This is a genomic window from Collinsella aerofaciens (assembly GCF_015558785.1).
GTDB lineage: Bacteria > Actinomycetota > Coriobacteriia > Coriobacteriales > Coriobacteriaceae > Collinsella > Collinsella aerofaciens_P.
On record NZ_JADMOP010000004.1, the window covers coordinates 99,995 to 124,836 of the forward strand.

Consider the following 24,842-nt stretch of genomic DNA (forward strand, 5'->3'; position numbering starts at 1 on the left):
TTATGCAGGTCGGTTATCTATGAGGGGCAAACGTGCTTAGTTGCCCGATGCCGTGTCTTGGCTCGAGCTGTCTGATGCCGTGCCGGAAGCGGTTCCGCTCGAGCTGTTGGTGTTGCTATTGTCGGTAGATCCCGTGCCCGATGCATTGCCGCTCGTCTGGTCGCCTGTGCTCGGTTGAGAGCCGTCAGTCGTTTGGCTTGAGTCGGTCGTGCTGGATTGCGTGCCGCCGCTGTTCGCAGAGGAATCAGCGCTCTGCGACTGATCGGGGGTGTTCGAGGACGAGTCGGTGGATGCGGAGGCGCCCTGCGAGTCGTCCTGCTGGCTTTGCGATTGACCGGTGTTATCCGCGTCGTGCTCGGTCGTGCGCGACGAAAGGATTGGCTCGGGACGCTCGCCCAGACCCTCACCGGCGGTGGTGATAAGGATGGCACCGGTGCAGGCGATGACCGCGACGATGGCGATGGCGATCGAGAAGATGATGACCTTCTTTTGCGTCTGGCTGCGCTCTGCCGCCGCCTTGGCGCGCAGGCTGTTGGGAGCGACGCGTGCCGTGGTCGCGCGCCCCGCAATCTGGCGCATCTCTTGCGTAGTCGCGGCGCCGCCCAGGTGCTCCTCGGCATTAAATTCAACGGGCTCATAGGCGCCGGCGGGGTAGTCGACGTCGGCGTGCGTACCTTTGAGGGCTTTGGCGCTGGCAGAGATAAAGTGGCGGTAGACCTGCGAGGACACAACGGTGATGACCGAGCTCACGGCGGCGCCGATCACCGATCCGGCGATACCGATTTTGGAAGCAAGCGCGACGCTCGTGGCGGCGGCTGCAGCGCCGGCGATGATTTGGGGAATGGAAATGTCGTCGAACAGGCCCTTTTTGGGCGCGATGGCCATGGTCTGTCCGATGGAATGGTTTTCGTGAACGCCGTTGTTGAGCGCGGCCGGTGTCATGACGCGTGTGCGCGGCGCGTCGGTGTACTTGGTTGTCATGCGGGACCCTCCCGGTGTAAATCTGCTTCGTTTCATGTAGCCATCAGGGTACCCACCAGATGTGAATCGTACGTGACATTTAACAGATACCATCAACTCATCAATAGCTCACCAAGTTGGTGGGATGCGGTTGCACCCGGCGGTTGAACTACAATAGGGCTTGCTAATTGTTGTGAATGGCGTCTACGCACGGGAGCATTCTTATGAATCTTCACCTTTCTCAGTCTGATGGCTTTTTGCGTGTGGCGGCGGCGTCGCCGCAGATTCGCGTGGCCGATGTCGAAGGCAATGCCGAGGTTGCGCTGGCGGCTGTTCGCGAGGCTACCGAGCGCGGCGTTCGCGCGCTGGTGCTGCCCGAGCTCAACTTGTGCGGCTATACCGCGGCCGACCTGTTCCATAACCGCACGCTGCTGCATGCCTGTGAGGCCGCTCTGGTACATATCCTCGACGAGACTCGTGAGCTGCCGATTGTCTTTACCATCGGTCTTCCCGTTGCAGTTGCCGAGAATATCTACAACTGCGCCGCCGTGTGCTGCGCGGGCGAGCTTTTGGGTCTTACGGCCAAAAAGTATCTGCCCAACTATGGCGAGTTCTACGAGCGCCGCTGGTTTGCTCCGGCGCCTGCGGATCCCGTGTGGGTTGAATTTGCCGGTCAGGGTCCGGTTCCGCTGGGTTCGGGGCTTGTCTACCGCTGCTGTGATGAGGGCGCCGAGGACCTGGTGCTGGGCGTTGAGGTCTGTGAGGACCTGTGGGTGCCGGCGCCGCCTTCGACCGAGATGGCGCTTGCCGGTGCGACGGTGATTCTCAACCCGTCGGCCTCGGATGAGATTATCGGTAAGGCAGACTATCGCCGCAGTCTCATCTCCAATCAGAGTGCGCGCCTGTACTGCGCCTATGCCTATGCGGATGCGAGCGAGGGCGAGTCCACGACCGATATGGTCTTTGCAGGCGAGAACCTTACCTACGAAAACGGCTCCAAGCTCGCCGCCACCAAACTGCTTACCTGCGATATGGCCGTCGCCGATGTCGATCTTGACCGTCTGGTTGCCGAGCGCCGTCGCTCGACGACGTGGACGCGCGCGGACGATGCGCCGGAGGCCACGACCGTTGAATTTTCGTTTGAGGGCGTGCTGGCAGACGAACCTGTCCTGCGCGATGCCTGCGATATCGACCGTGTCTTCCCCCGTGCGCCCTTTGTGCCGGCCGACCATGGCGACCTGGCCGAGCGTTGCGAGACCATCCTCGACCTGCAGACCGCCGGCCTCAAGACCCGCCTTGCCCATACGGGTACCAAGGCTGCAGTCATCGGTCTTTCGGGCGGCCTGGACTCCACGCTGGCACTGCTCGTGACAGTTCGCGCCTTCGATGCACTGGGGCTGCCGCGCACCGGTATCACAGCCGTGTCCATGCCCGGCTTTGGCACGACGCATCGCACTAAGTCCAACGCCGAGTCGCTCGCTCACGACCTGGGTGTGAGCTTCCGCGAGGTTTCGATCCACGCGGCTGTGGAACAGCACTTCAAGGACATAGAGCACGATCCGACCGTGCAGGACGTGACCTACGAGAACAGCCAGGCCCGCGAGCGTACGCAGATTCTGATGGATCTGGCCAACCAGGCTGGCGGTTTTGTCATCGGCACGGGCGACTTGTCGGAGCTGGCACTCGGTTGGGCTACCTATAACGGCGACCACATGAGCATGTATGCCGTCAACGCGAGCGTGCCCAAGACGCTTGTGCGCCATCTGGTGCGTTATGCTGCCGATGTCTTTGGCGGGCGTATTGCCGAGACGCTGCTCGACATCCTCGATACACCGGTGTCCCCCGAGCTTCTGCCGCCCACGGGCGACGGCGAGATTGCGCAGAAGACTGAGGATTTGGTGGGCCCGTACGAGCTGCACGACTACTTCCTCTACTACCTGCTGCGTTTTGGCTTTGAGCCGGGCAAGATCTACCGCATGGCGCTCAAGAGCTTCGAGGGCGTCTACGACGCCAAGACCGTCCACACGTGGTTGCGTACGTTCTACCGTCGCTTCTTTGCTCAGCAGTTTAAGCGCAGCTGCCTGCCCGATGGTCCCAAGGTGGGCTCGGTGACGCTCAGCCCGCGCGGCGATTGGCGTATGCCGAGTGACGCCAGCTCGCGTCTGTGGCTTGCGCAGATCGATGCGCTCAATGCAATTGACTAAGGTTGGCTAAATTGAACCAATACGAGGGTTGCAAGCGTTACACTTTTGCAATCTGATGGCCCGTATCGCGCGGCGCTCTTGTCGGAGCGCCGCGTTTTTCATATCGAAAGGTGGCACCATGCAGGCATCGCAGCGTCTCGACCGCTTTGGCGCGGAGGTCTTCGCCTCGCTCAACAACAAACTGCTCGCGCTGAAGGCTCAGGGCAAGACCATTTACAACATGAGCGTGGGCACGCCCGACTTTAAGCCGTACGGCCACGTGGTGGAGGCGCTCACACAAGCCGCCCAGGATCCCGAGATGTGGAAGTACGCCCTGCGCGACCTGCCCGAACTCAAGCAAGCCGTGTGCGATTACTATGAGCGTCGCTTTGGTGTCTCCGGCATTACGCCGTCCATGGTGCAGTCGTGCAACGGCACGCAGGAGGGCGTGGGCCATTTGGGCCTGGCCCTGCTCGATCCGGGCGACACTATTTTGGTTCCCGATCCGTGCTACCCGGTCTTTGAGGCGGGTGCCAAGATCGCCGATGCCAAGCTCGAGTACTATCCGCTGGTTGCCGAGCACAATTACCTGCCCTATGTGGCGGGCATCGATCCCGAAGTGGCCGATCGCGCCAAGTATATGATCGTGTCGCTGCCCGCCAACCCGGTGGGCTCGGTGGGCACGCCCGAGATCTACGAGGAGATCATCGCTTTTGCCCGCGAGCACGACCTGCTCATCGTCCATGACAACGCGTACTCCGACATCGTGTTCGACGGCGAGCCGGGCGGCAGCTTCTTGCAGTATCCCGGTGCGCTCGAGGTGGGCGTTGAGTTCTTCTCGCTCTCCAAGTCGTTTAACGTCACCGGTGCTCGCATCGGCTTTTTGGTCGGCCGCGAGGACGTGGTCTCTGCCTTTGCCAAGCTACGCAGCCAGATCGACTTCGGTATGTTCTTCCCGATCCAGAAGGCTGCTATCGCCTGCCTGAACGGTCCGCGTGATGAGGTCGAGGCGCAGCGTTTGAAGTACCAGGAGCGTCGCGATGCCCTGTGCGACGGTCTTGAGGGCCTGGGCTGGGAGCGTCCCAACGCGCATGGCTCCATGTTTGTGTGGGCCAAGCTTCCCGGTGGTCGCACCGATTCCATGACGTTTTGCGAGGAGCTCATGGAGAAGGCCGGTGTTGTGGTGACGCCGGGCGCGAGCTTTGGTCCTTCGGGCGAGGGACACGTGCGTATGGCGCTGGTTTTGCCGCCCGACCAGATCGCTTTGGCTGTCGAGGCCATCCGCGAAGCGGGCCTGTATTAGAAAGCTATTTCGGCTCGTCAATAGCTCGAAACCGATTTCGTGCAGTTATTTTACGAATTCTGCAAATAATTTCGGCAAACGGTCGATATTTGGCTGCGAATAGGAGCATAATCAAAGTCCCGATTGGATGTATTGGGATTACGGCAAGCCGCTCGGGTCGTTCCCGGGCGGCTTGTTTGTGGAGAGAGATGGGAGTTTCTAATGGTTAACGAGAAGAAGGTCGCTATTGTCGGCTGCGGTTTCGTCGGTTCGTCTTCGGCGTTCGCGCTGATGCAGAGTGGTCTGTTCTCCGAGATGGTTCTCATCGACGTGGACAAGAACCGCGCTGAGGGTGAGGCTCTGGATATTGCGCACGGCATGACGTTTGCCGAGCCGATGAAGATCTACGCTGGCGATTATTCCGATGTCGCCGACGCCGCCATGATCGTCGTCACCGCTGGCGCTGCCCAGAAGCCCGGCGAGACCCGCCTGGACCTGGTCAACAAGAACGTTAACATCTTTAAGTCCATTATCCCCGAGATTAAGAAGTCCGGCTTCGACGGCATTCTGCTCATCGTCTCCAACCCGGTCGACGTTCTGACCTACGCCGCCATCAAGATGTCCGGCCTGCCCGAGGGCCATGTCATCGGCTCCGGTACCGTGCTCGACACCGGCCGTCTGCAGCAGATGCTCGGCGCTCACGTCGAGGTTGACCCGCGCGACGTTCAGGCTTATGTCATGGGTGAGCACGGCGACTCCGAGTTTGTCGCTTGGTCCAGCGCCCAGGTTGCCGGCGTGCCGCTGAACACCTTCTGCGAGCTTCACGGTCATCTGGAGCATGAGGCTGCCGAGAAGCGCATCGCCGAGGACGTCAAGAACTCCGCCTACACCATCATCGAGAAGAAGCACGCCACCTACTACGGCGTCGCCATGGCCGTTAAGCGCATCTGCACTGCCGTCATGCGCGATGAGCAGACCGTTCTGCCCGTTTCCTCGCTCATGGTGGGCGAGTATGGCCTGTCCGATCTTGCCATTTCCATGCCGACGGTCGTTGGCCGCGACGGCGTCGTCTGCCGCGTCCCCGTGCCGCTGAACGATGGCGAGCAGCATGAGCTCACCGCCTCTGCAAAGGCCCTCAAGGACATCATCGACAGCGTCGACTTCTCCTGCTAAATGCGGCTCGTTTGAGCAACAGGCTACAATGAAGGCGCCCGGATCCATGTGACCCGGGCGCCTTTTTGGTGCAAGGTAACCTGACCCCAATGCACCATAGTTGATGGGAGGGTCATGTCGGATTCGCCTAATTTTTTAACCTATGCCCAGACGGCGTTTGATCCGTTTGAGGAGAGGCCGTTCTGCGCGGTGGATAGCCTCGTCTTTGCGTGGTTGTCCTATTTGCGTTTGCCGGGCGATATGGCGGAGCTGACGAACTGGCAGGGCCTAGACGTACGCGAGCTGCTGCGTGCCGAGTGCTACCGGGACATGATTGACGACTTGTGGGATCCAGAGGGGAGCAGGGCCTTGTTGGAGGCCGTGGCAGCAAGCCCTCGCTACCGTGGCGTGCACGTTTGCGGCTATCGTGCCGTGAGCGATGTGGTGGCGACAGAGCAGTTTGCAGCCATGGCGTTCCGGTTTCCGGCGGGGTTTAGCTATCTTTCCTTCCGGGGGACCGACAGCACGATTGTGGGCTGGAAAGAGGACTTTAACATGGCGTTCCGGTGTCCTGTGCCGGCCCAGGAATCCGCGGCGCGTTATGTGGACGAGGCGGCGGATGCGATTGACGGGCCGCTCTTGTGCGGAGGCCATTCCAAGGGCGGAAATCTGGCTGTGTATGGTGCAGCGATGTGCTCAAGCGGTGCTCGTAACCGGATTGAGCGGGTCTTCTCCCACGATGGCCCTGGCTTTGTCGAGGAGTTTCTGAACGGAGACGCCTTTGCGAGCCTTTCTGGTCGTATCGATAAAACCCTGCCCCAGTCTTCGATCTTCGGCATGATGTTCGAGACGCAAGAGGACTACGCTATCGTCGAAAGCACCGAGTTTAGCCTGCTGCAACACAATCCCTTTAGCTGGGTGGTCGACGGCTGCGATTTTGTGTATTGCGAACGCCTGTCTGCTGGCGCGCGATATGTTGATGGCTCTATTCGCGAGATGCTGCTTGCAGTGTCACCTGGCGAGCGCGAGCGTTTTGTAGAAGCGTTGTTCTCCGTGTTTGAGGCTACGGGCGCCGAACGTTTTGCGGATATCGCCGGGAACATGCGCGAGAACCTGCCTGTGATGCTCCGGGCCGCCCAAGGCTTTGACAAGGATACGCGCCATTTTGTTTCGCAGACCATCGCGGCAATCCTTAGATGTGCATTGCTGCCCAAACGCCCTCAGATCGACATGTCCGCTGCCGGTAAGAGTCTGGCAGAACAACTCGAGGCCTGGCAGTCCGAGCTCCTGCGTTAACCATTGGTGCAGAGAAACCTGGCCCCAATGCAGCAATCTTCGATGCGCTTGGGGCGGGCTCGACCGCTATACTGGTTCGTGCCGAAATCGATCTAGAACGGAATGCCGTATATGAAAATCAATCACGCGATTCTGCATATCCTGGACTTTGACTCTGCCGTTAACGTTATGAGCCAGCGCGAGCTCGATATCGAAAGCCGTACCGTGCGCAACTTCGTGACCACGCATCTGCGCCGCGCACGAACCTCGGCCGACAATAAACGTGCCACGTTTGCCGAGAACTCTGCGTTTGGCGGCGAGCTCAAGGGCTATTTCTTTGGCGAGCGCGAGTTCGTGGACCTGTCGCAGCAGATTGCGGAGTTCATCTCTTCCGAGCTCACCAAAGCCGAGAAAGCCGAGTCCACCGACGTGCTCGTGGCCGATTTTGACGACGATGAGGATGCCCGCTGGTTTGCCGTGATGCTGCTGGGCTCCAAGCAGGCTTTTATGCACGAAGTGGGCCGCGAGGAGGGGGAGGTACGCAACGACATCGCGCGCCACTACGCCATTCTGCCGAACCCCTCGCAAAAGGTGCCGAGCTATGCCATCGTGCGCGCGAGTACCATGGAGATCGGCTATGTGGACAAGAAACGCAAGATCGCCGGCGAGGACCGTATGCTTATCCCCGATGGCCTGCTGCAGTGCGACACGGGCGTATCGGGCAAGGAGGTCATCGACACCGTGACGCGTGTGGTCGAGGAAGTCGCCGAGGAGCACGGTGCCAATACGGCCGTAGCGCTCGCCAAGGTTAAGGCTGCTGTTGCCGAGAAGGTCGAGGATGACGAGGAACTGCCGCCTTGGGATATCGTCGACGAGGTCTTTGAGGACGAGCCGGTCATCAAGGAGAGCGTGCGCGCGGCACTGACCGAGGAGAAGGTGCCTGAGCGTGTGCCCGTGGAGCGCAAGCAGGTCGAACGCGCGGCCGTGCGCAATCACAAGATCCGTACCGACACGGGTATCGAGATCAGCTTCCCGGCCGAGATGGGTTCGAACTCCGAGTACATTGAGTTCGTCAACGAGCCCAACGGCCTCATTTCCATCGAGCTCAAAAATATCGGGTCAATTGAGAATCGATAAACTGCGCTTGAACTTCAGACAAAGCAAAGGCCGAAACCCTTCGGGACTTCGGCCTTTTTGCTTGGAGCTGAATTGAGTTGCAGACTGAGCATAAGTCAGCGAAAACGCCCCTAGGCGAGCAAGGTGACGTGAAAGAGGAGGGAAGCGTACTCCGGTACGCGACCGACGATTGAACGTCAGATTGCCGCTTAGGGGCGTTTGCAGCGTCGAGAGATCCGTCGTTCGTTAGAACGACGGAACCAAAGGTGCAGCGTCGACTAGTTACGCGGTTTGGTAAAACTGCGCAGCCCTAGAGTTGACGTAAGCCCTCTTCCAGGCCGGTCTTGCTGTCGGTCTTCTCGTCGCGCATCTTGATGACGCGGGCGGGGACACCGGCCACGACGGCACCGGCGGGGACGTCCTCGACGCACACGGCGCCGGCGGCAACGACAGCGCCCTTGCCTACGTGCACGCCCTCCAGGACCACGGCATTGGCGCCGATCATAACGTCGTCCTCGATGATGACGGGCGTGGCACTGGCGGGCTCCACGACGCCTGCCAGCACGGTGCCGGCGCCGATGTGGCAGTTCTTGCCCACGGTGGCGCGGCCGCCCAGCACAGCGCCCATGTCGATCATGGAGCCTTCGCCAATGACGGAGCCGATGTTGATGATGGCGCCCATCATGATGACGGCGCGATCGCCAATCTCGACACGGTCGCGGATGATCGCGCCCGGCTCGATGCGGGCGTTGATACCCTTGAGGTCGAGCATGGGCACGGCGGAGTTGCGGCAGTCGTTCTCTACGTCGTAGTAGTCGATGGAGTCGGCGTTGGCGTCGAGGATTGCCTTGAGCTCATCCCAGTCACCAAAGACGGTCTTGCCACGACGACCGCCGTAGACGTGCGCATTGCCCCACTGGACCTTCATGCCCGGCTTTTCGCGCACGTACAGTTTGACGGGCGTTTTCTTGGGCGCGGTTGCGATGTAGTTGATAATCTCCTGTGCGTCCATCTCGGCTGCATTACTCATTTGCTGTCTCTCCTTTGAGTGGATCCGGTTGATACCTGGTTAGGCAAACATGACCTGGTCGAACGTATAGAAGCCAGGCTCGCGGGTGACGAGCTTCTGCGCGGCTGCCAGGGCGCCGTTGACGAAGATCTGACGGCTCGTGGCGCGGTGCGTGAGCGTGACCTCCTCGTCCTGGCCGAAAAAGCTTACCTCGTGCACGCCGGCGACGGTGCCGCCGCGCAGCGAGTGCATGCCGATCTCCTTGGGGTCGCGCGCGCCGCACATGCCCTCGCGGCCATAGACGGGGTGGTAGCCTGCCTCGGGCTCGGCTTCGACGACGGCGTCGAGCAACAACTTGGCAGTGCCGCTGGGGGCGTCGACCTTTTGATTATGGTGCGTCTCGACGATTTCGCAGTCAAAGCCGGGCAGCTCGCGCGTGGCCTGGGCAACCAGATGGCGCAGGGCGGCGATACCGATAGAGTAGTTGCCCGAGTGCATAACACGGGCGTTCTGACCCAGCTCGCGCAGGCGATCCACCTGCTCGGGCGTATAGCCCGTGGTGCCGGAAACGAGTGCGGCACCCGTGCGCTCGACATAGGCGACAACGGCATCGAAGGTCACGACGTTCGAGAAGTCGATGATTACATCGGCGGCCGGTGCGCTCTCGAGCTCGGACAAGTCGAAGCCGATCTGGGCGACGATATCAAAAACGGGCTCTCCAGCGGTGTTGACAATGCCCTCGGCGGTGGTGCGGATGAGCGAGCCCATGCGGCCCGTTCCCATAATGACGGTCTTAATCAAGCAGACCAGCTCCTTTCAGAGCATCGGTAAGTGCGGAGCGCGTGTCGTCTGCCATGGGGCACAGCGGCATGCGGTAGTTTGCCTCGATCATACCCATCTGGGCGAGTGCTTCCTTGACGGGGATGGGGTTGACCTCGCTAAAGAGGGCATTGATGAGCGGCTGGCCGGCAATCTGGATATCGCGGGCGCGCTCCACGTCGCCGTCCAGATAGGCGCGGCACATGTCGTGCACGAGCTGCGGCTGAACGTCGGCCCACACGCTGATGGTGCCCGAAGCGCCCAGGCTCATGAGCGGCACGGTGAGGGCGTCCTCGCCCGAGTACATGCGGAAGTCGTCGGACAGCAGGTGGGCGATCTTGGCCGCGTAAGCGACGTTGCCAGAGGCTTCCTTAATACCCATGATGTTGGGATGTGCGGCCAGGCGCTCTACGTTGCGCTCGCTGATGCCGCAGCCGCAACGGCCGGGGATGTTGTACAGGATGCAGGGGATGTCCACAGCATCGGCGACGGTCTTAAAGTGCTGATAGATACCCTCTTCGTTGGACTTGTTGTAGTAGGGGGTAATGAGCAGCAGGCCGTCGGCTCCCAAGCCCTGGTAAGTGAGCGACTTGGTGAGCATGGTTTGCGTGGAGTTGGAGCCCGAGCCGGCGATGACGGGGACGCGTCCTGCAACATGCTTGACCACGGCGGCGACGACGGAGTTGTCCTCGTCATCGGTCATCGTGGCGCTCTCGCCGGTGGTGCCCAGGGTGAGGATGGCGTCGGTGCCGTTTTGCAGGTGGAAATCGATAAGGCGCTCGAGTGCGTCAAAGTCGACGCTGCCGTCCTTTTTAAACGGCGTGACGAGGGCGACGATTGAGCCCTCGAGGTTGCGGATATCCATGTTCTTCTCCTTCGCTTCCGCGATCTGGATGCGCTTATTCCATTGGGCGGCGACGGCCAAGCGCTCGTCTTGGGCGCGACGGCGGGCACTTTCGGCGCGCGACTTGGCCAGCAGCTCTCGGCCGCTCGGCAGCACGTCGAGCGTGGCAAAGTAATCGCCCGGGCGCTCGGCACGGCGGATGAGGTCGGCTGAGCCATCGGGGCGCAGCAGAACCTCGGCGGAGCGCAGACGTCCGTTGTAGTTGTAGCCCATGGAGTAGCCATGCGCACCGGTATCGTGGATCACAAGCAGGTCGCCCATGTCGATATGCGGTAACTCGCGATCGATGGCGAACTTGTCGTTGTTCTCGCATAGGTTGCCCGTGATGTCGTAGGTGTCCGTAACGGGTACTGTGGTCTTGTCGGCGCCACCCGGCTGGCCCATCACCGTAATGTGGTGGTAGGCGCCATACATGGCAGGGCGGATCAGATCGACGGCGCTTGCGTCGACACCGATATAGTCCTTGTAGATCTGCTTCTCGTGGATGGCCTTGGTGACCAGGCAGCCGTAGGGGCCTATCATATAGCGGCCCATCTCGGTGCAGATGGCCACATCGCCCATACCGGCGGGAACCAGGATCTCGTCGTATGCCGCGTGTACCCCCTCGCCGATGGTGTGGATGTCGTTGGCCTGCTGCTCGGGCAGATAGGGGATGCCGACGCCGCCGGACAGATTAATGAAGGCGACATGTGCGCCGGTCTCGCGCTCCAGGCGCGCGGCAAGCTCAAAGAGGATGCGCGCGAGCTTGGGGTAGTAGTCGTTGGTGACGGTATTGCTGGCAAGGAATGCGTGGATGCCAAAGTTTTCGGCGCCCTTGGCCTTGAGCGTGCGGAAGGCCTCGAAGAGTTGCTCGGTGGTCATGCCGTACTTGGAATCGCCGGGGTTATCCATGATGCCATTGGAGAGCTGGAACAGGCCGCCCGGATTAAAGCGGCAGCTGACCGTTTTGGGGATGGGCCCCGCAACACGCTCAAAGAACTCGATGTGGCTGATGTCGTCAAAGTTGACGATGGCGCCCAGCTTGTCGGCGAGCTCAAAGTCGGCAGCTGGCGTGTCGTTGGACGAGAACATGATGTCGTGTCCCGTGATGCCCAGCGAGCGGGCGATCATGAGCTCGGTATAGCTCGAGCAATCGCAGCCGCAGCCGTATTCGTTGAGAATGGAGATGAGCGCCGGGTTGGGGTTGGCCTTGACGGCAAAGTATTCCTTAAAGCCCGGGTTCCATGCAAAGGCGTCGCGCACTTCTTGCATGTTGCGGCGGATGCCCGCCTCGTCGTATAGATGAAACGGCGTGGGGAACTGCTCGACGATATGCTCGAGTGTCTCCTTGTCCACAAACGGCTGCTTGGCCGCATATGCCTCGTTGGGGGTCAATGCCATGTCCCGTAAACCTCGCTATCCAGACGGCGCCATCTGCGCATCGAATCCGCATAGCGTGGACCCAATGTCCGGATAGCGCTCCCGCATTGCTGCAGACAGTCCTGTGGGTGTTTCCCGCAGGCCCACCAGGTTGTTCGTGCCCGAAAAACCCAGTTCGGCGGGTTTCGCCTCCCCACGGGGTCAAAGCCTGCCGGCTCGCCCGCGGCTCTTCGTGCCCGCGCCTCTATCAAGTGGTAACGACCCTATCACGTTGCACTTTACCAAACAAGAGTATTCGTATATAACGTTTAAAAAATGCAGCAATATGCTGGAAACATGTGTGCCACAATCCTGTATCACAATATGTTGCAACAGATGTGCCTCACGAAGGGATTCTCTATGACCGAGCTCCAAGAACTCCGTCGCTATCGCCGCGATCTCCATCGCATTCCGGAGCTCGATTTCGATCTTCCGCAGACTATCGCCTATATCGAGGGCGTGTTGGCGCCGCTCGCTTGCGAGGTGACCCATCCGTGTCCCAGCTGCGTCTGCGCTTTCTTCGACGCTGGCGTTGGTGCCGCGCGTGCCACGGCGATTCGCGCCGATATGGATGCGCTGCCCATCGCGGAGGCGACGGGAGCGGCCTTTGCCTCGATCCATCCCGGCAAGATGCACGCTTGCGGACATGATGGACACATGGCCATGGCACTTGCCGCCGCGACGTATGTCGACCGTACGATTCGCGAGCAGCCGGGCGCCATGAGGCGCAACGTGCTCTTTGTGTTCCAGCCGGCCGAGGAAACGACCGGTGGCGCCAAGACGGTGTGCGAGAGCGGCGTGTTCGAGCGCTACGGGGCAGATCGCATCTTCGGGTTCCACGTATGGCCCGACCTGCCTGCAAACACTTTGGTGAGCTGCTCCGGTCCATTGCTGGCGCGCTCGAGTGAGACGCACGTGCGCATTCACGGGACAAGTATCCATATCGCCAAGACTTACGGCGTTCCCGTAAACGAATCACACGATGCGGCGCTGGCGGCTGCCAAGTTCTTGGTCGCCGAGCGCGAATTGATGGACGAGTTGGGTGCCGACGAGCCCTGCATTGGTAAGTTCGGCCTGCTGCAGGCCGGCACCGTCTGCAACGCGGTGGCGGGGGAGGCCCATGTTGCCGGCAGCCTGCGTGTGTTTACAGACGACATGTTCGACCGTGCACGCGAGGGCGTGCACCGCGTGCTTGATGAGGCATGCGCTGCAACGGGCTGCACGTACGATCTCGACTTTGCCGAGGGCTATCCGCCGGTTGACAACGACCCCGAGCTATTTGCCAATGTCGCGCCTGCTTTGCCCGAGCTGCAGCTCGTGGATGAGCCTTTGCTGATTGCCGAGGACTTCGCTTTCTATCAGCGCCATCTGCCGGGTGTGTTCTTCTTGCTGGGCACGGGTGTGCCAGAGGGGCAAGAAAACCCGATTGACGCTGATGGCTGCCCAGCCTATGCGATGAGTGCCCTTCACACCGATACCATGCTCTTTGACGAGGAAGTCCTGCTCAAAGGACTCGATGTCTACAAACGATTGCTTGACTTGGAGTGACGATGGAACGACGTCGACAGTCTGCCGTGTATAGTCCGGGTGGGTGCGGGTGCGGCTTGCTGCTGCTCCCGGTTATTGCTGTGAGCATTGGCGTGATGTTTGCGCTTGCTGGACTGGCGGCAGCGGCACTTGTGCTGTTGATTGTGGCCATTGGCGTGACGATTTGGCTCTGCCGCAATCGCGAGCAACGCCGTGCCGACGGTAACACCAATGTCGGCTGGGTCGTCTTCCTGATTATTGCGTACCCGCTGAGCATCAGTTACTTGGCGTTCTTTATCCTGCTGCTCATCAGCACCTTTACTGGGGAATCTATCACGGTGGGGTAGGCTTCGACAAGCTTCTTGAGGATGAAACGAAAAAGGGGTCGGATGGGCGCTTTGCCCATCCGACCCCTTTCGCACGGTAGTTAATTCGGTCTCCTACTTTGCTGCCTCGCGGCGAGCGACCTCGTCGATCAAGATGGCATCGCCGTGCTTGGCGGCGTCAATGCTCGCGGCCATAAACATGCCCATTGCCGTGATGTAGGCGAAGAGCATCGACGGCGCCACGTCCATAACGATGCCGGAGAGAATCGGTGTCGCCACCTGAGCCGCCATGCTCACGGTGTAGTAGTAACCGGAGTAGCGACCCACGCTTTGGGAGCTGCAGCACTCCAGAATCATCGTGTACACGCACAGGTCCACGCCGCCCAGCGCAACGCCCATCAACAAAAAGACGCCGTACAGCACGGGCGAGAAACCGGGTGCCAGCCAAAGAAGCGCGGGGCATAAAACCATGATGACGGCGGTGCCCAGGGCGACCTTTTTACGGCCGATTTTGAGCGAAAGATTTGCCAGGGGTACGTAGCTTAGCAGCGCGCCTGCAATCGTCACGATATTGATGATGGCATAGGAACCGCCCTCCATGCCGTAGAACATATCGGCATAACGGCTGATATTGGTGGTCATGGCGTTATAGCTCATGTAATAGAAAAACGTTGCGGCGAGCAGCATGATGATGGAGCGGCGTACGCCGGCGTCTGCAATGCGATTTTTACCGCCGGCCTCGGGGGAGTCATCTTTGTCAATCTGATCCTCGTCGATGCCCATGGACAGCGATTTCTCGCGCATCTTTTCGACGAGGGCGGGCTCACGGACAAAGACGCCGTAGACAACGGCCGACACGAGGATAAAGACGGCCTGCAAGATAAAGAGCGGGAGATAATCGGGTTTGTCGGCCTTGGGAACCATGACCGAGATGGCGACGAGCATAAGGCCCGTTCCCGCATAGCCGACGATCTTTTCGATTGAGTCCGCCTTGGTTCGAAGTGGGCGAGGCGTAATATCGGCCACAATGGCAACCGTCATGGTGCGGTAGGCGCATATTGCAAAAAGCGTGAGGATAATCGCGCCAATGAGCAGAGGTAGGCTGCCCATGTTGTTGGCGATCGCGATGAGCGGGACGGAGAGCATTGCCACCGCGGAGCCGCCCAAGATAAAGGGCGTTCGACGCCCGAGTTTGCTTGCGCAGCGGTCCGAGAGGATGCCAAAGAGCGGAAGCAGGAACAGGCCAAAGACATTATCGATGGCCATGATCGCGCCGGTGAGCGAGTTGGATAGGCCAAAGGTCCCTGTGAGCATCTTGGGAACGATGCCGTCGTAGACCTGCCAAAAGCTGATCATGCCCATAAAGGGTAGGGAGGCGAGGGCGACGGCCTTGGTGTCGAGCCGGGCCGCCCGCTTAAGATTTGGTTGGGTCATGCTGGTTCTCCTGGTCGGTAAAAGCGGGGAGGGGTGCTATCGGCCCCCGTTCTACAGTTGTTCAAGGTTGGCGAGAAACGCCACATAGAATTCGATGCCGCGCTTGTAGACGTCGACGCCGATGCGTTCGTTGGCGGCATGGATGAGCTTGCGCGCCTCGCCCGAGTAGATAAAGCCGCAGAAGCGGTAGACGCGACCGCAGATCTCGTTGAACTCGCGCGAGTCGGTACAGGAGTTCTGCACGTAGGGAGCAAAGCCGGCCTCGGGATAGACACCCGACACGCAGCGATGGATGTAGTTGAAGGCGGCATCGTCTTCGTAAGTCGAGATGGGCGCGGGCTCGGTGTAGGGAATCGCCTCGTTGATTTCGACGGTGACATGGTCGGGGCTTACGCCCGAGGCGCGGCACTGCTGGGCGGCGAGCTTGCGGGCGCGCTCAACGGCATCGGCGATGGTCTCGAACGGAGCGATGCGCACGTTGAAGTTGGCGCGAGCAACTGGTGGCAGCACATTGTGCGCATTGGAGCCTTCGAGCTGCGTGAGCGCATAGGTTGTGCGCAGCATGGCCGAGGTCTCGGGGCTGGCGGCCATAATCTTGGTAACCGCGGGGCGCGTGAGCCACAGGTTGCCAAAGATTGCCTGATACGTCGCGCTGCTACGGGCACCCAACTCGGTCAGTGTGGCCTCGACGGCGGGCGTGAGCTGCGGCTTGCCGGGGTTGGCCGAGATAGTCTCGCATACACGGCAGAGAAGACGGCAGGCATCGTTTGCCGCAGGCGTAGAGGCATGGCCGCCGTCGGCGCGCGCCGTGACGGTAAGGTCGACGTGGCCCTTCTCGGACACGCCTACCATGGCAACGGGTTCGGTGACGCCGAGCGGGGCGTCGGTTGCCACGGCGCCACCCTCATCGAGCACCATGTAGGGATGGATGTTATGCTCGCGAAGCCACTGCACTGCATGGGTTGCAGTAGGTGCGGCGATTTCCTCGCCATCGCTCGAGAAGAACCAGACATCGCGCGGGGGAACGAAGCCCTGGGCAATCAAATGCTCGGCGGCCTCGAAGAAAGCCGAGACGATGCACTTGGTGTCGAGTGATCCGCGGGCCCAGATCTCGCCGTCGAAGATCTCGGCTCCAAAGGGATCGTGCTTCCAGTCTTGGCCCTCGACGGGCACGACGTCCTGATGCGCCATCATGACGATGGGGTCCAAGGCGGAATCGGCGCCAGGCCAACGCAGGAGCATGCCAAAGTCGTCGACGCGTGTGAGCTCGGCGACTTTAAAGAAATGCGGATAAAGTCGCTGAAGCGTGGGAATCCACTGGCTGAAGGGCTCATCATCGCGCTCGGCGATGTTCTCACGCGAAACGGTGGGGATGCGCAGCAATTCGCAAAAGCGCTCGACGGCTGCCTCGTCTGCCTTGTAGGTGCCTGCATCAAGAGGCGCGCCCTGTGCGACCGATACCGATGCTCCCATGGTGGGACTCCTTTCGTGTTGTATATCGAATACGTCAAGATTATCGCCCGCACCGCGCGTGGGAAATGGCGAAACACGTTGTTCATTTGCGGGCGGCGGGTCGGATAGCCTTAGCCGACGATGACCGTGCCGTCTTCGGTCACGGTGATGGCGTCTCCCGTCGACACAGCATCGAGAAACTCATCGCCCAGGTTGTCAATGGTGGGCATGGGGGTGTCGGTCCATACACCCGAGAGGATCGCGCCAGCGGCGGCAAGGCTGTCAATGGGTTTGGAAAACAGCAGGCATGCGGGTTGGCGCCCCATTTTGGTGGCGCAGAAGAGCACCATGCCGCCTGTGGTGGAGCCGATAGTCTGCGGAAGACACAAGGCACATCCCGCCAAAGGTTTGCCGTACAAGTCGGGATTGTTTTGGTCGGAACACGTGGCCTTTTTGTCGCCAAACATCAGTGCCTTCTGAAACGATGCGAGTGTGTTGAGCCCTCCGTGAGAGACAAGTGCCTTGGCGTGGGCAGTTCCGGGGACAACGACGCGGCCGTGAAAGATTTTTTCCATGAGGAGTCGCCTTCCTATTTGATTGGTTTTCCGGTGGTGACGTAGGCGAGCACCTCGTCGTCGGTGTAGTAGCGCGATGCCGAGTACGTACGCAACTTGTTGGAGTTGGTGATGATGGGCATGATGCCGCACAGCGGGTTGTTGGTGTACATAAGCGGGCAGATGCTCGAGACGACGGCACCGGTAGTCGAGAGGCGTCTGTATGCCGCAGTCTTGCGGAAGGCGTCTGCCACGGATGGGGCGGCGGTCAGTACGGTGGGTACTTGCACGCGGCACTTGCCGGAGGCGCTCAGCCCATCGCAGATGGCGTCTGCCCAATGGGCGAGTTGTGCAGACGAGAGGTGGGGGCAGCCGATGAAGGCAAGCTTGGGGCGCGCGCCCGGGTTCTTCCACATAACGGGGTAGCTCGAGCGGATGCGTTCCAGCTCGGCGTCGTCAATGCGATAGATTTGGGCGTCTGGTGCTATGAGGTGTTCGCCTTGTTCGACGGCCTCGGGCGTGATGCCGTCCACGTGGTAGAGCCCGACAGCGCCGTTCGATGCGCTGGCGGCGCCCATGTCCTTAAGGTAGTCCTGCGTGCCGGGTGTGAGTTCGCGGCCAAGCCAGCGGTCGAGGCCTTTAATGTAAGGGACGTCTTCCATCACCTTCATGCCAATGGCGCTGCCAAGCACTTGCGCTTCGGGCTTGCGCTTACAGTCGACTTCGATGATCCAGGTCGCCTTGCGGCCCTCATCGGTGAGCAGGCCGAATTCCGGGACAAAGCCGGCAATTGAGCCGAACATCTCGATGATGCCGGAGTTGCGATTGCAGCGAGCGCCCAGCACGGAGTTGGCAAAGACCACGGCGCTGCTTTCTGCCCAGCTTAGGATGTCGCCACGCCGAGGTCGATTGCCAACCTCGGGCTGGTAGCAGGTGCAGGTGAAAGCATCGTTGTCCAATAGACCCATGCTGCGCAGCTGTGCCTCATAATCGTCTTGTTTGGAATACATAATCTTGAACAGCAGCTTTTGCAGCGGGTTGGCCGGGACGGCGGGGTCGAGGGGCCTCGGGTCGACCGAGAATGACTGACCGGACAGGGCGCCGTCTTTCAGCAGCTCATCCATAAGGTCATAGACTGGACCGAGCATGGAGAGGCCAAAACTTGTGACAAGATGACCGTTTGCGCCGGTCACGGGAACCATACGCTCGGCGCCAAAGCATTCGCCGTACATAACGAGGGTCTTGACCACTTTGGCCATGGCGGGACCCTTGGCTCCATCGAGCAGGGCTTGTTGTTGGGAGGTCAGGTTCATCTGTGAGCCCATCCTTTCGTGTTAGATATTGGTGCCGAGTCGGTATGCCGCACGGACCGCTTCGAGCACACGGCCGGGCGCAAACCCATCGCCGATGTTATGCAGCTCGTCAGCGGCGTGCGTCTGCTGCAGTTTGTAGAACAGCGCGTCGTCGGGGTGTCCGCCGCAGGCAATGATTACCAAGTCGCAGGTTAGCTCGAGTGACTTCCAGTCGTTGCCGATTTTGGGTGCAAGCGGGTTTTCGACGTTCTCGGGCAAGACCGGTGACCACGAGACGTAGGGGTCGGGAACGTTTTTGTGGCAGTTGCGACTCAAGTGGAGACGCGCACACCTCGATGGGGCTCCAGACTCGCGTTTGCCGCCGACTTCCGCGCGCTCGACGCGTGTCATATTGAGGAGCCGCACATTGCGTCCCCTGAGCGTATGGAGTAGGTGGCCGCGATTTGCCGTGCAGGCGCCCTGCATCATGTGAGGCAGCATTTCAATTACGCTGACCTGTGGTATGCCGTGTTCGACGGTGAGCCATTGGGCAACCTCGCAGCCCACGGCCCCTCCGCCAATGATGGTGACGGTTTTGGCGTTGCCAAGCAGCGCGGGTTGGCGCAGTAGCTGCGTTGCCAGCACGGCATGACCCGATGCTGCAAGCTCCGTAAGACCGGGGATGGGCGGTATTGCATTGGAAGTGCCTGTCGCGCACACGATTGCGTCGAAGCCTGCTTTTGCAAGATCTTCGGCGCGTGCTGCCCGTCCAAGTTCGAGTGTCAGGTTCCCGTTGGGTTTTTCTGCCTGCTCGCGCACCTGTCGAACAAGATATGATCGGTAGTTATCGAGGTCGAACTTGATCCGGGCGGCGCTGGCGGAGAGGAGTTTTCCTCCAAGTTCATCTTCGGCATCGATGAGCTTTACGTCGTGGCCACGACGCGCGGCGATTAGCGCACAGACCATCCCAGCGGGTCCGGCTCCTATCACCGCTATGCGTTTGGGTTCTTTGGCGGGAGCGGGTGTCTGGGGCATGAGGTATTCAAAGCTGCAGCGTGGATTGACGGCACACTGCGGATGGCCCCCTTCGACAAACTCGTTGAGGCATCCTTCCTGGCATCCGATGCAGGGGCGAATATCTGTCACGCGACCGGCGTACGCCTTGTTAGGCCACTCGGGATCCGCAAGCAGCGGGCGTCCGAGCATGATCATATCGGCGTCGCCATTGCGAAGGGCGCGTTCGGCAATGTCGGGGTAGCCCAACTTACCCACCGCGACAACGGGTACGGGAAGGCCGGCATTGGAGCGGATATTGTCGGCGGCAAAGCGCTCTCGAACGGCGCGCGCCACGGGAACGAAGCAGCCTGCGGGCATGCTCGCAGGCGGGTGGGGCATCCACCAGTTGTCATAGCAACCAAGGTCGACGTCAAAGATGTCTACTCCCGCCGCCACGAGCTCTTCCATATAACCCAGGGTCTGTTCGACTGTGCGGCCGCCGCGCATGCGTCCCAGATAGGTCGAATTCATGACCTGCTCGTCATAGGTTTCCTCGAGTGCAAGCGAAAGGTCGATGCGGTACATGATGGGGTAGTCGGGCCCAACGCGGCGACGGATTTCTTTGATCATATCGAGGCCAAACTGACGCCAATCGGCATAACGTCCGAGCTTGCGATGGTTAAAGGCGGGGTTTCCGAGCTGCTCGATAAGATAACCCTCGTGCCCGTGCAAATAGACGCCATCGATGCCCATGGCATGAGCATCGGCCGCCGCTTGGCCGATATTGTTTACGATACGGCGCAGCTTTTGGTCCGAGAGGCGCATGCATGGAATGGCGGGGATGTAGTAGTTAGGCAAGAAACTCGCCGAGACCGGAAACTTCTTTTGCGTGATGAGGCATTGCGGGTTGCCCACGCGGCCGAGTCCGGCCGTAAGCTGGACAAAAATGCGCGATCCGAAGGCATGGACACCTTGGGCAAGGTCGCGCCAGCCTGCCATAACGGTTCGGCTTCGATCGATGCGCGGGAAATAGGTGAGCTTGTCCAGCTCGGTGACCGTGGTATCGATGCCGTGGCTTACCGGCACGAGTCCTGTTGTGATGAGGCCGCAGCCGCCTTTGGCGCGGGCGAAAAAGTACTGCAGCATCATGCCACTGGGGCGGCCAGTTTCCTCGCACATGTCGATATTGCCCATCGGTGCCATGACAATGCGGTTTTTGACGGTGAGCTTGTTAATTTTGATGGGAGAGAAGAGCTTGTCAAAAGGATAGAGCTCTTGTGTCATGCGGGACGATCCGCAACCGGAATTTTTGGCGGGCCAGCTGTCGAATGAGTCGACGAGTTGCTGCACCAGTACGTCTTTTCCCAATGAGGTTCCTTTCAGATGTTGACAAGGTAACAAAGCAGTTTACGTCTAAATGTTTAATAGTCAACAACAAAGGTATGAGTTCGGTGAAGGAAAAAAGACTCAATGAGCGTCGGATGGCAAGTTGTGTCGCGACATTAGCTCCCAGCTAATGAATTTGAACTCGCTGCCTCCTACGATGTGCTGTGTGCCGGCACGGTAGCCGGATCGTGGGAAGGATGCATAATGGCAAAAGAGGGAAAGAAGCCGATCGGCAAGATCATTCTGGGTGTCATCGTGGTGCTTGTTGTTGCCGGCGTCGTAGGTTCTATGGGCGGTAACTCGTCTGATTCGTCTACGGGTGATGCAGCAAAGCCTGCCGAACAGACTCAGCAAGTCGAGGAGCAAAAAGAGGCACAAGAACCCTATACGGTTTCGGATGAGGCCGGGGATGCGTCTAATCAGTTCGCGTATAAGATCACTGGCACATTGACCAATAATACGGATAAAGAGCAAAGCTACATTCAGATTGAGTATGTTCTGTATGACGCAGACGGCAATCAGGTGGGAACGGCTCTTGCGAACACCAACCATCTCAAAGCGGGCGGCACCTGGAAGTTCGAAGCGATGAGCACGGTATCTCCCGACCAGGTTGCCAGCTGGGAACGTTCTGACGTGAGCGGTTTTTAACTAGAATTAAAAACATGGTTACTATGCGAGCTGGGGGGTGAGGCCATATGCCCGATAAGAAGCTAACCGAAGAGTTGCTCAACGAGCTGCTCGATGCTCCGAGTATCGAGGGCTATATCAAAGAGCACGACTTTACCGCCCCGTCGCTTTCGGGGTATCTGAAACAGCTTTTGGAAGAAAAGGGGCTGGAGCGTTCGCGCGTGGTGCGTATGGCCGACCTCAACGAGACGTTTGGCTATCAGATCTTTACCGGTGCGCGGCATCCGAGCCGCAATAAGGTGCTGCAGATTGCCTTTGCCATGGCGCTGACGCTCAAGGAGACCAACCGCGCCTTGACGGCGGCGGGCGTCAATGTCCTCAACTGCAAGGACCGCCGTGACGCCATCATCATTTTCTGTATCGATCGTGGCTGCAGCCTGCAAAAGGTGAACGAGGAGCTGTATCGCTTTGGTGAAGAGACGGTGAGCTAACAGCTAGCTGCCGGCGGAAGCGGTGTTCACGATATTTAGAACGTGCAGGGCACGGGCGTCATGGGGCGTCCGTGCCCTGCGTTATTATGGACGCTATGGATACTCAGAGCCCAACATATTCCGATGATGAGCTGACTGCTGCGCTCGCCGGACACCTGGCGTCACTTGAGCGTGATGACAGTTATCGCGTAGACCGTGTGCTCAAGCACTCCGACGTCGAGACGACCGAGCTCGTGTACTTTGAGGGCTCCGGCGGAGGATCTCTTGGCCCCTTTGTTCGCAAGCGCATCGACGCGTCGGCCCAGATTGGCGGGGCGTATGAACGCCTGTTTGCGGCCCAGCATGCTGGGCGACGTTACGAGCACTTGCCTCGGATTGTCGATTGCCGCCGCGTGGGCGACGAGCTTTGCGTGGTCATGGAATACATCGAAGGCGAAACGCTCGGGGCCCTGGTGGGGCGTTTGGGTGCGACGCCCGATTATGCTTGTGAGCTGTTTGGCGCCCTTTGTGATGCAGTTGCGGAGCTCCATGCCGGCTTTGCGTCGGCGGGGGAGATGGCCGCTCCGGTGATCCATCGCGACCTAAAGCCCTCGAATATCATCGTGTCGGGCGCAAACTATACGCCCGATACAGGCATGACGTTTTCATCGCTGGTGATTATCGATTTGGGAATCGCTCGCGTGTGGCGCGAGGGAGCCGATGCCGATACCGTTAAGTTTGGCACGCGTCCCTATGCGCCGCCCGAGCAGTATGGTTTTGGCCAGACGAGCGTGCGCAGCGATGTCTATGCGCTCGGTGCCCTGCTGTTCTTTTGTCTGACGGGGGCCGATCCCAAGCCAGGTCGGAACATACGCGAGCAATGCGAGGCACGTGACGTCCCCGCCTCGCTTGCCGATGTTATTTGCATGGCGATGGCGCTCGATCCGGACAAGCGCTTTGCAAGCGCGAAGGCGCTAGGGCACGCTGCACGCGCATCGTATGCGTCGTCCGCGCCGAATGCTGCTTCCTTTCAAGAGCCTCCGGAGCGGCGAGCCGTGTGCCCTGCGCCCGTGCTCCCCACGGATCAGTCTCAGGGTGGATTGCCGTTGGTGCCTGAGCGCCCGAATTTACTCTCCCGCATTCCCGACACCGTTGGGCGCATTTGGAACGCATTCGTCTATCTTTCGCTACTTGTTTTCTTTGCCGGAAGCCATTTTGCCGTTTTTCATCCTACGGGCGCCAACCAAAACTACCCGATGTGGTTTCTCGCGATTGAGTATTTTATCTTCGTCGACGGTCTCGTAGTGCTCATCCATTTTGTGATGCTCGACAAACGCCGCCTTCGCCGGCGGTTTGAGCTACTCGATAGATACCGCGGTAAAAAGCTTGCAAAGCTTTGGCTCAAGGCTATGGGTGTGCTCTTGTTGGCAATGATTATCATTGTTGCCATTGCAAACGCGACTGGCGTCGTCGATACCTCCGTCGCGTAAAAGAAAAAGGGCCCCAATTGGGGCCCTTTGACGTTGATCTTAGATGCGGTTCATCTGGGTTGCAACCTTGTTGTACCAGTCCTGCCACGTGGGTGGGCAGTACTTTTTGGCGGCTGCCGGGGTAAGCGTGGAGTCATAGTTGGCGCCCAGGTAGGCAACGTGGGCAGAGACGCCCTCGCTCCAGCTACCAAAGCTCCGCCAGCCGCCGCCGCGGGCGCTCCAGCCCCAGGCGTTATAGGAGCCGGCACAATAGAGGCCCTTGCTGCTCTCGATGCAGGCGATGGCGGGAGACCAGCGAGGGTCAACACCGGTGTTCCAGGCTGCCACGGCAAAGTTGTAACCCTGGCCTGCCATGGGGGAGCCGGCGAGGTAGTTGTCGATGCGACTCGTCCACTCGTTGATAAACGAGTCGTAATCGGAGTTGCCGGTATTGGAGTTGTTCACCGTGGTGTCGATAGTGGTGTTGGCGTTATTGGCCTGGCTGTTGGAGTTGTTGCCGCTCACGCCCTCGCCCGAGAGCTTCTCGGCGGCAGCGGCCTTGTCGGCCTCGAGCTTGGCCAGCTCGGCGGCATTCTCCTGCTCGGCCTTTGCCTGGGCTTCGCTGCGAAGCTGCTGGGCCTGTGCCAGTGCGTCCTCGGCGGTTTTCTGCTCGGTCTCGAGTTGGGACTTGGCCTGCTCGAGCTCGGTCTTGTTCTGCTCGAGTTCGGTCTGCATCTTGTTGAGCTCTTCGATCTCGTCGACGCTCGAGCTCGTGATCTGGTTGGTGTACTTGCAGGTGGTGATGAACTCGCCCAGGCTCTGCGCGTTGACCAGGAAGCTCACGATGGGGTTGGTGCCCTTCTGGTACTTATACAGATCGCGCATGGCGGAGCTCGCCTTGGCCTGTTGATCGGGAAGTTCGGCTTCGATCTTCTCGATGCTTGCCTCGTTAGTGTCGATTTGCTTCTGCAGATCCTCGAGCTTGGTGCGGGCTTCGTTGTAGGCACTCGTGGCGGTTTCGATTTTCTGCTGGGCAGCGGAAAGCTGATCCTGCGTTGCCTGCGAGGCGGCATAGGCTGCGACGGGGGAGAGCATCGGCGCGGCCGTCAGTGTAACGGCAAGCGCGGCGCTCGTGATGATACGAGCCGGCTTCGACGCGATGAGCGCTGCGGTGCGATGGTTCGAATGCTGCATCCAGTCCCTCTGCAATC

20 protein-coding genes and 1 riboswitch are annotated in these 24,842 nt (G+C 59.9%); of the genes, 10 read left to right on the forward strand and 10 right to left on the reverse strand.

Annotation, left to right across the window (positions count from 1 at the left end; genetic code table 11):
* Positions 1-36 precede the first annotated feature (36 nt).
* Positions 37-981 (reverse strand): hypothetical protein, encoded by a 945-nt coding sequence (locus I2G40_RS03235; RefSeq protein ID WP_195544154.1) that lies wholly within the window; start codon positions 979-981, stop codon positions 37-39.
* 176 nt (positions 982-1,157) lie between these two features.
* Between I2G40_RS03235 and I2G40_RS03240 the strand changes: the two genes are divergently transcribed.
* The 5 genes from I2G40_RS03240 to I2G40_RS03260 all read left to right on the forward strand — a co-directional run bounded on the left by I2G40_RS03240 (position 1,158) and on the right by I2G40_RS03260 (position 7,989).
* Positions 1,158-3,164: an NAD(+) synthase gene (locus tag I2G40_RS03240; protein ID WP_195544155.1), complete on the forward strand. Its 2,007-nt coding sequence runs from the start codon at positions 1,158-1,160 to the stop codon at positions 3,162-3,164.
* 118 nt (positions 3,165-3,282) lie between these two features.
* Positions 3,283-4,446 (forward strand): pyridoxal phosphate-dependent aminotransferase, encoded by a 1,164-nt coding sequence (locus I2G40_RS03245; protein ID WP_195544156.1) that lies wholly within the window; start codon positions 3,283-3,285, stop codon positions 4,444-4,446.
* A 201-nt stretch (positions 4,447-4,647) separates the two neighbouring features.
* Positions 4,648-5,598: an L-lactate dehydrogenase gene (locus I2G40_RS03250; RefSeq protein ID WP_195544157.1), complete on the forward strand. Its 951-nt coding sequence runs from the start codon at positions 4,648-4,650 to the stop codon at positions 5,596-5,598.
* 114 nt (positions 5,599-5,712) lie between these two features.
* Entirely contained in the window at positions 5,713-6,873 is a 1,161-nt protein-coding gene (locus I2G40_RS03255; protein WP_195544158.1) for a DUF2974 domain-containing protein, read from the forward strand.
* 111 nt (positions 6,874-6,984) lie between these two features.
* Positions 6,985-7,989, forward strand: a complete 1,005-nt coding sequence (locus I2G40_RS03260) for a nucleoid-associated protein (protein ID WP_022094136.1) — start codon at positions 6,985-6,987, stop codon at positions 7,987-7,989.
* Positions 7,990-8,278: 289 nt separating this feature from the next.
* On the opposite strand, the gene dapD is transcribed toward I2G40_RS03260, so the two are convergent.
* Genes dapD through dapA form a run of 3 tightly spaced genes read right to left on the reverse strand, consistent with a single transcriptional unit; the run spans position 8,279 to position 12,080 of the window.
* Complete coding sequence (gene dapD / locus I2G40_RS03265) at positions 8,279-8,998, reverse strand: 2,3,4,5-tetrahydropyridine-2,6-dicarboxylate N-acetyltransferase (protein ID WP_117564410.1); 720 nt, start codon at positions 8,996-8,998, stop codon at positions 8,279-8,281.
* 39 nt (positions 8,999-9,037) lie between these two features.
* Entirely contained in the window at positions 9,038-9,778 is a 741-nt protein-coding gene (dapB, locus tag I2G40_RS03270) for a 4-hydroxy-tetrahydrodipicolinate reductase (protein ID WP_216595137.1), read from the reverse strand.
* Complete coding sequence (gene dapA, locus I2G40_RS03275; protein WP_195544159.1) at positions 9,771-12,080, reverse strand: 4-hydroxy-tetrahydrodipicolinate synthase; 2,310 nt, start codon at positions 12,078-12,080, stop codon at positions 9,771-9,773. Before dapA ends, dapB begins: the two co-directional genes overlap by 8 nt.
* Before the next feature lie 65 nt (positions 12,081-12,145).
* Positions 12,146-12,314, reverse strand: a riboswitch (Lysine riboswitch).
* Between the two features lie 144 nt (positions 12,315-12,458).
* Here dapA and I2G40_RS03280 point away from each other — a divergent pair.
* Both I2G40_RS03280 and I2G40_RS03285 read left to right on the forward strand, forming a co-directional pair.
* Positions 12,459-13,646, forward strand: a complete 1,188-nt coding sequence (locus tag I2G40_RS03280) for an N-acetyldiaminopimelate deacetylase (RefSeq protein WP_229090624.1) — start codon at positions 12,459-12,461, stop codon at positions 13,644-13,646.
* Between the two features lie 2 nt (positions 13,647-13,648).
* Positions 13,649-13,972 (forward strand): hypothetical protein, encoded by a 324-nt coding sequence (locus I2G40_RS03285; protein ID WP_195544160.1) that lies wholly within the window; start codon positions 13,649-13,651, stop codon positions 13,970-13,972.
* 93 nt (positions 13,973-14,065) lie between these two features.
* Here I2G40_RS03285 and I2G40_RS03290 read toward each other — a convergent pair whose 3' ends face one another.
* The 5 genes from I2G40_RS03290 to I2G40_RS03310 all read right to left on the reverse strand — a co-directional run bounded on the left by I2G40_RS03290 (position 14,066) and on the right by I2G40_RS03310 (position 21,047).
* A complete protein-coding gene (locus tag I2G40_RS03290; protein WP_195544161.1) occupies positions 14,066-15,385 on the reverse strand; it encodes an MFS transporter in 1,320 nt (439 codons plus the stop codon).
* A gap of 51 nt (positions 15,386-15,436) precedes the next feature.
* Positions 15,437-16,858 carry a M20/M25/M40 family metallo-hydrolase gene (locus I2G40_RS03295; RefSeq protein WP_195544162.1) on the reverse strand — a complete coding sequence of 474 codons (1,422 nt, stop codon included), beginning with the start codon at positions 16,856-16,858 and terminating at the stop codon, positions 15,437-15,439.
* A 110-nt stretch (positions 16,859-16,968) separates the two neighbouring features.
* A complete protein-coding gene (locus I2G40_RS03300) occupies positions 16,969-17,412 on the reverse strand; it encodes an aconitase X swivel domain-containing protein (protein WP_195544163.1) in 444 nt (147 codons plus the stop codon).
* A gap of 14 nt (positions 17,413-17,426) precedes the next feature.
* Positions 17,427-18,704, reverse strand: a complete 1,278-nt coding sequence (locus I2G40_RS03305) for an aconitase X (protein WP_195544164.1) — start codon at positions 18,702-18,704, stop codon at positions 17,427-17,429.
* A 21-nt stretch (positions 18,705-18,725) separates the two neighbouring features.
* Positions 18,726-21,047 carry an NAD(P)/FAD-dependent oxidoreductase gene (locus I2G40_RS03310; protein ID WP_229090625.1) on the reverse strand — a complete coding sequence of 774 codons (2,322 nt, stop codon included), beginning with the start codon at positions 21,045-21,047 and terminating at the stop codon, positions 18,726-18,728.
* Between the two features lie 222 nt (positions 21,048-21,269).
* Here I2G40_RS03310 and I2G40_RS03315 point away from each other — a divergent pair, with 222 nt between their 5' ends.
* The 3 genes from I2G40_RS03315 to I2G40_RS03325 all read left to right on the forward strand — a co-directional run bounded on the left by I2G40_RS03315 (position 21,270) and on the right by I2G40_RS03325 (position 23,652).
* On the forward strand, positions 21,270-21,713 hold the full coding sequence (locus tag I2G40_RS03315) for an FxLYD domain-containing protein (RefSeq protein ID WP_195544165.1): 444 nt from the start codon (positions 21,270-21,272) through the stop codon (positions 21,711-21,713).
* Between the two features lie 47 nt (positions 21,714-21,760).
* Positions 21,761-22,183 carry an XRE family transcriptional regulator gene (locus I2G40_RS03320; protein ID WP_118081799.1) on the forward strand — a complete coding sequence of 141 codons (423 nt, stop codon included), beginning with the start codon at positions 21,761-21,763 and terminating at the stop codon, positions 22,181-22,183.
* 95 nt (positions 22,184-22,278) lie between these two features.
* A complete protein-coding gene (locus I2G40_RS03325; protein ID WP_229090626.1) occupies positions 22,279-23,652 on the forward strand; it encodes a serine/threonine protein kinase in 1,374 nt (457 codons plus the stop codon).
* Between the two features lie 39 nt (positions 23,653-23,691).
* On the opposite strand, the gene I2G40_RS03330 is transcribed toward I2G40_RS03325, so the two are convergent.
* A complete protein-coding gene (locus tag I2G40_RS03330; protein WP_195544167.1) occupies positions 23,692-24,825 on the reverse strand; it encodes a coiled-coil domain-containing protein in 1,134 nt (377 codons plus the stop codon).
* Positions 24,826-24,842 lie beyond the last annotated feature (17 nt).

Bases quoted from the DNA above. Each gene is read 5' to 3' on its own strand.
- I2G40_RS03235 (WP_195544154.1), bottom strand. From the start codon at position 981: ATGACAACCAAGTACACCGACGCGCCGCGCACACGCGTCATGACACCG.
- I2G40_RS03240 (WP_195544155.1), top strand. From the start codon at position 1,158: ATGGCGTCTACGCACGGGAGCATTCTTATGAATCTTCACCTTTCTCAG.
- I2G40_RS03245 (WP_195544156.1), top strand. From the start codon at position 3,283: ATGCAGGCATCGCAGCGTCTCGACCGCTTTGGCGCGGAGGTCTTCGCC.
- I2G40_RS03250 (WP_195544157.1), top strand. From the start codon at position 4,648: ATGGTTAACGAGAAGAAGGTCGCTATTGTCGGCTGCGGTTTCGTCGGT.
- I2G40_RS03255 (WP_195544158.1), top strand. From the start codon at position 5,713: ATGTCGGATTCGCCTAATTTTTTAACCTATGCCCAGACGGCGTTTGAT.
- I2G40_RS03260 (WP_022094136.1), top strand. From the start codon at position 6,985: ATGAAAATCAATCACGCGATTCTGCATATCCTGGACTTTGACTCTGCC.
- dapD (WP_117564410.1), bottom strand. From the start codon at position 8,998: ATGAGTAATGCAGCCGAGATGGACGCACAGGAGATTATCAACTACATC.
- dapA (WP_195544159.1), bottom strand. From the start codon at position 12,080: ATGGCATTGACCCCCAACGAGGCATATGCGGCCAAGCAGCCGTTTGTG.
- I2G40_RS03280 (WP_229090624.1), top strand. From the start codon at position 12,459: ATGACCGAGCTCCAAGAACTCCGTCGCTATCGCCGCGATCTCCATCGC.
- I2G40_RS03285 (WP_195544160.1), top strand. From the start codon at position 13,649: ATGGAACGACGTCGACAGTCTGCCGTGTATAGTCCGGGTGGGTGCGGG.
- I2G40_RS03290 (WP_195544161.1), bottom strand. From the start codon at position 15,385: ATGACCCAACCAAATCTTAAGCGGGCGGCCCGGCTCGACACCAAGGCC.
- I2G40_RS03295 (WP_195544162.1), bottom strand. From the start codon at position 16,858: ATGGGAGCATCGGTATCGGTCGCACAGGGCGCGCCTCTTGATGCAGGC.
- I2G40_RS03300 (WP_195544163.1), bottom strand. From the start codon at position 17,412: ATGGAAAAAATCTTTCACGGCCGCGTCGTTGTCCCCGGAACTGCCCAC.
- I2G40_RS03305 (WP_195544164.1), bottom strand. From the start codon at position 18,704: ATGAACCTGACCTCCCAACAACAAGCCCTGCTCGATGGAGCCAAGGGT.
- I2G40_RS03315 (WP_195544165.1), top strand. From the start codon at position 21,270: ATGGCAAAAGAGGGAAAGAAGCCGATCGGCAAGATCATTCTGGGTGTC.
- I2G40_RS03320 (WP_118081799.1), top strand. From the start codon at position 21,761: ATGCCCGATAAGAAGCTAACCGAAGAGTTGCTCAACGAGCTGCTCGAT.
- I2G40_RS03325 (WP_229090626.1), top strand. From the start codon at position 22,279: ATGGATACTCAGAGCCCAACATATTCCGATGATGAGCTGACTGCTGCG.
- I2G40_RS03330 (WP_195544167.1), bottom strand. From the start codon at position 24,825: ATGCAGCATTCGAACCATCGCACCGCAGCGCTCATCGCGTCGAAGCCG.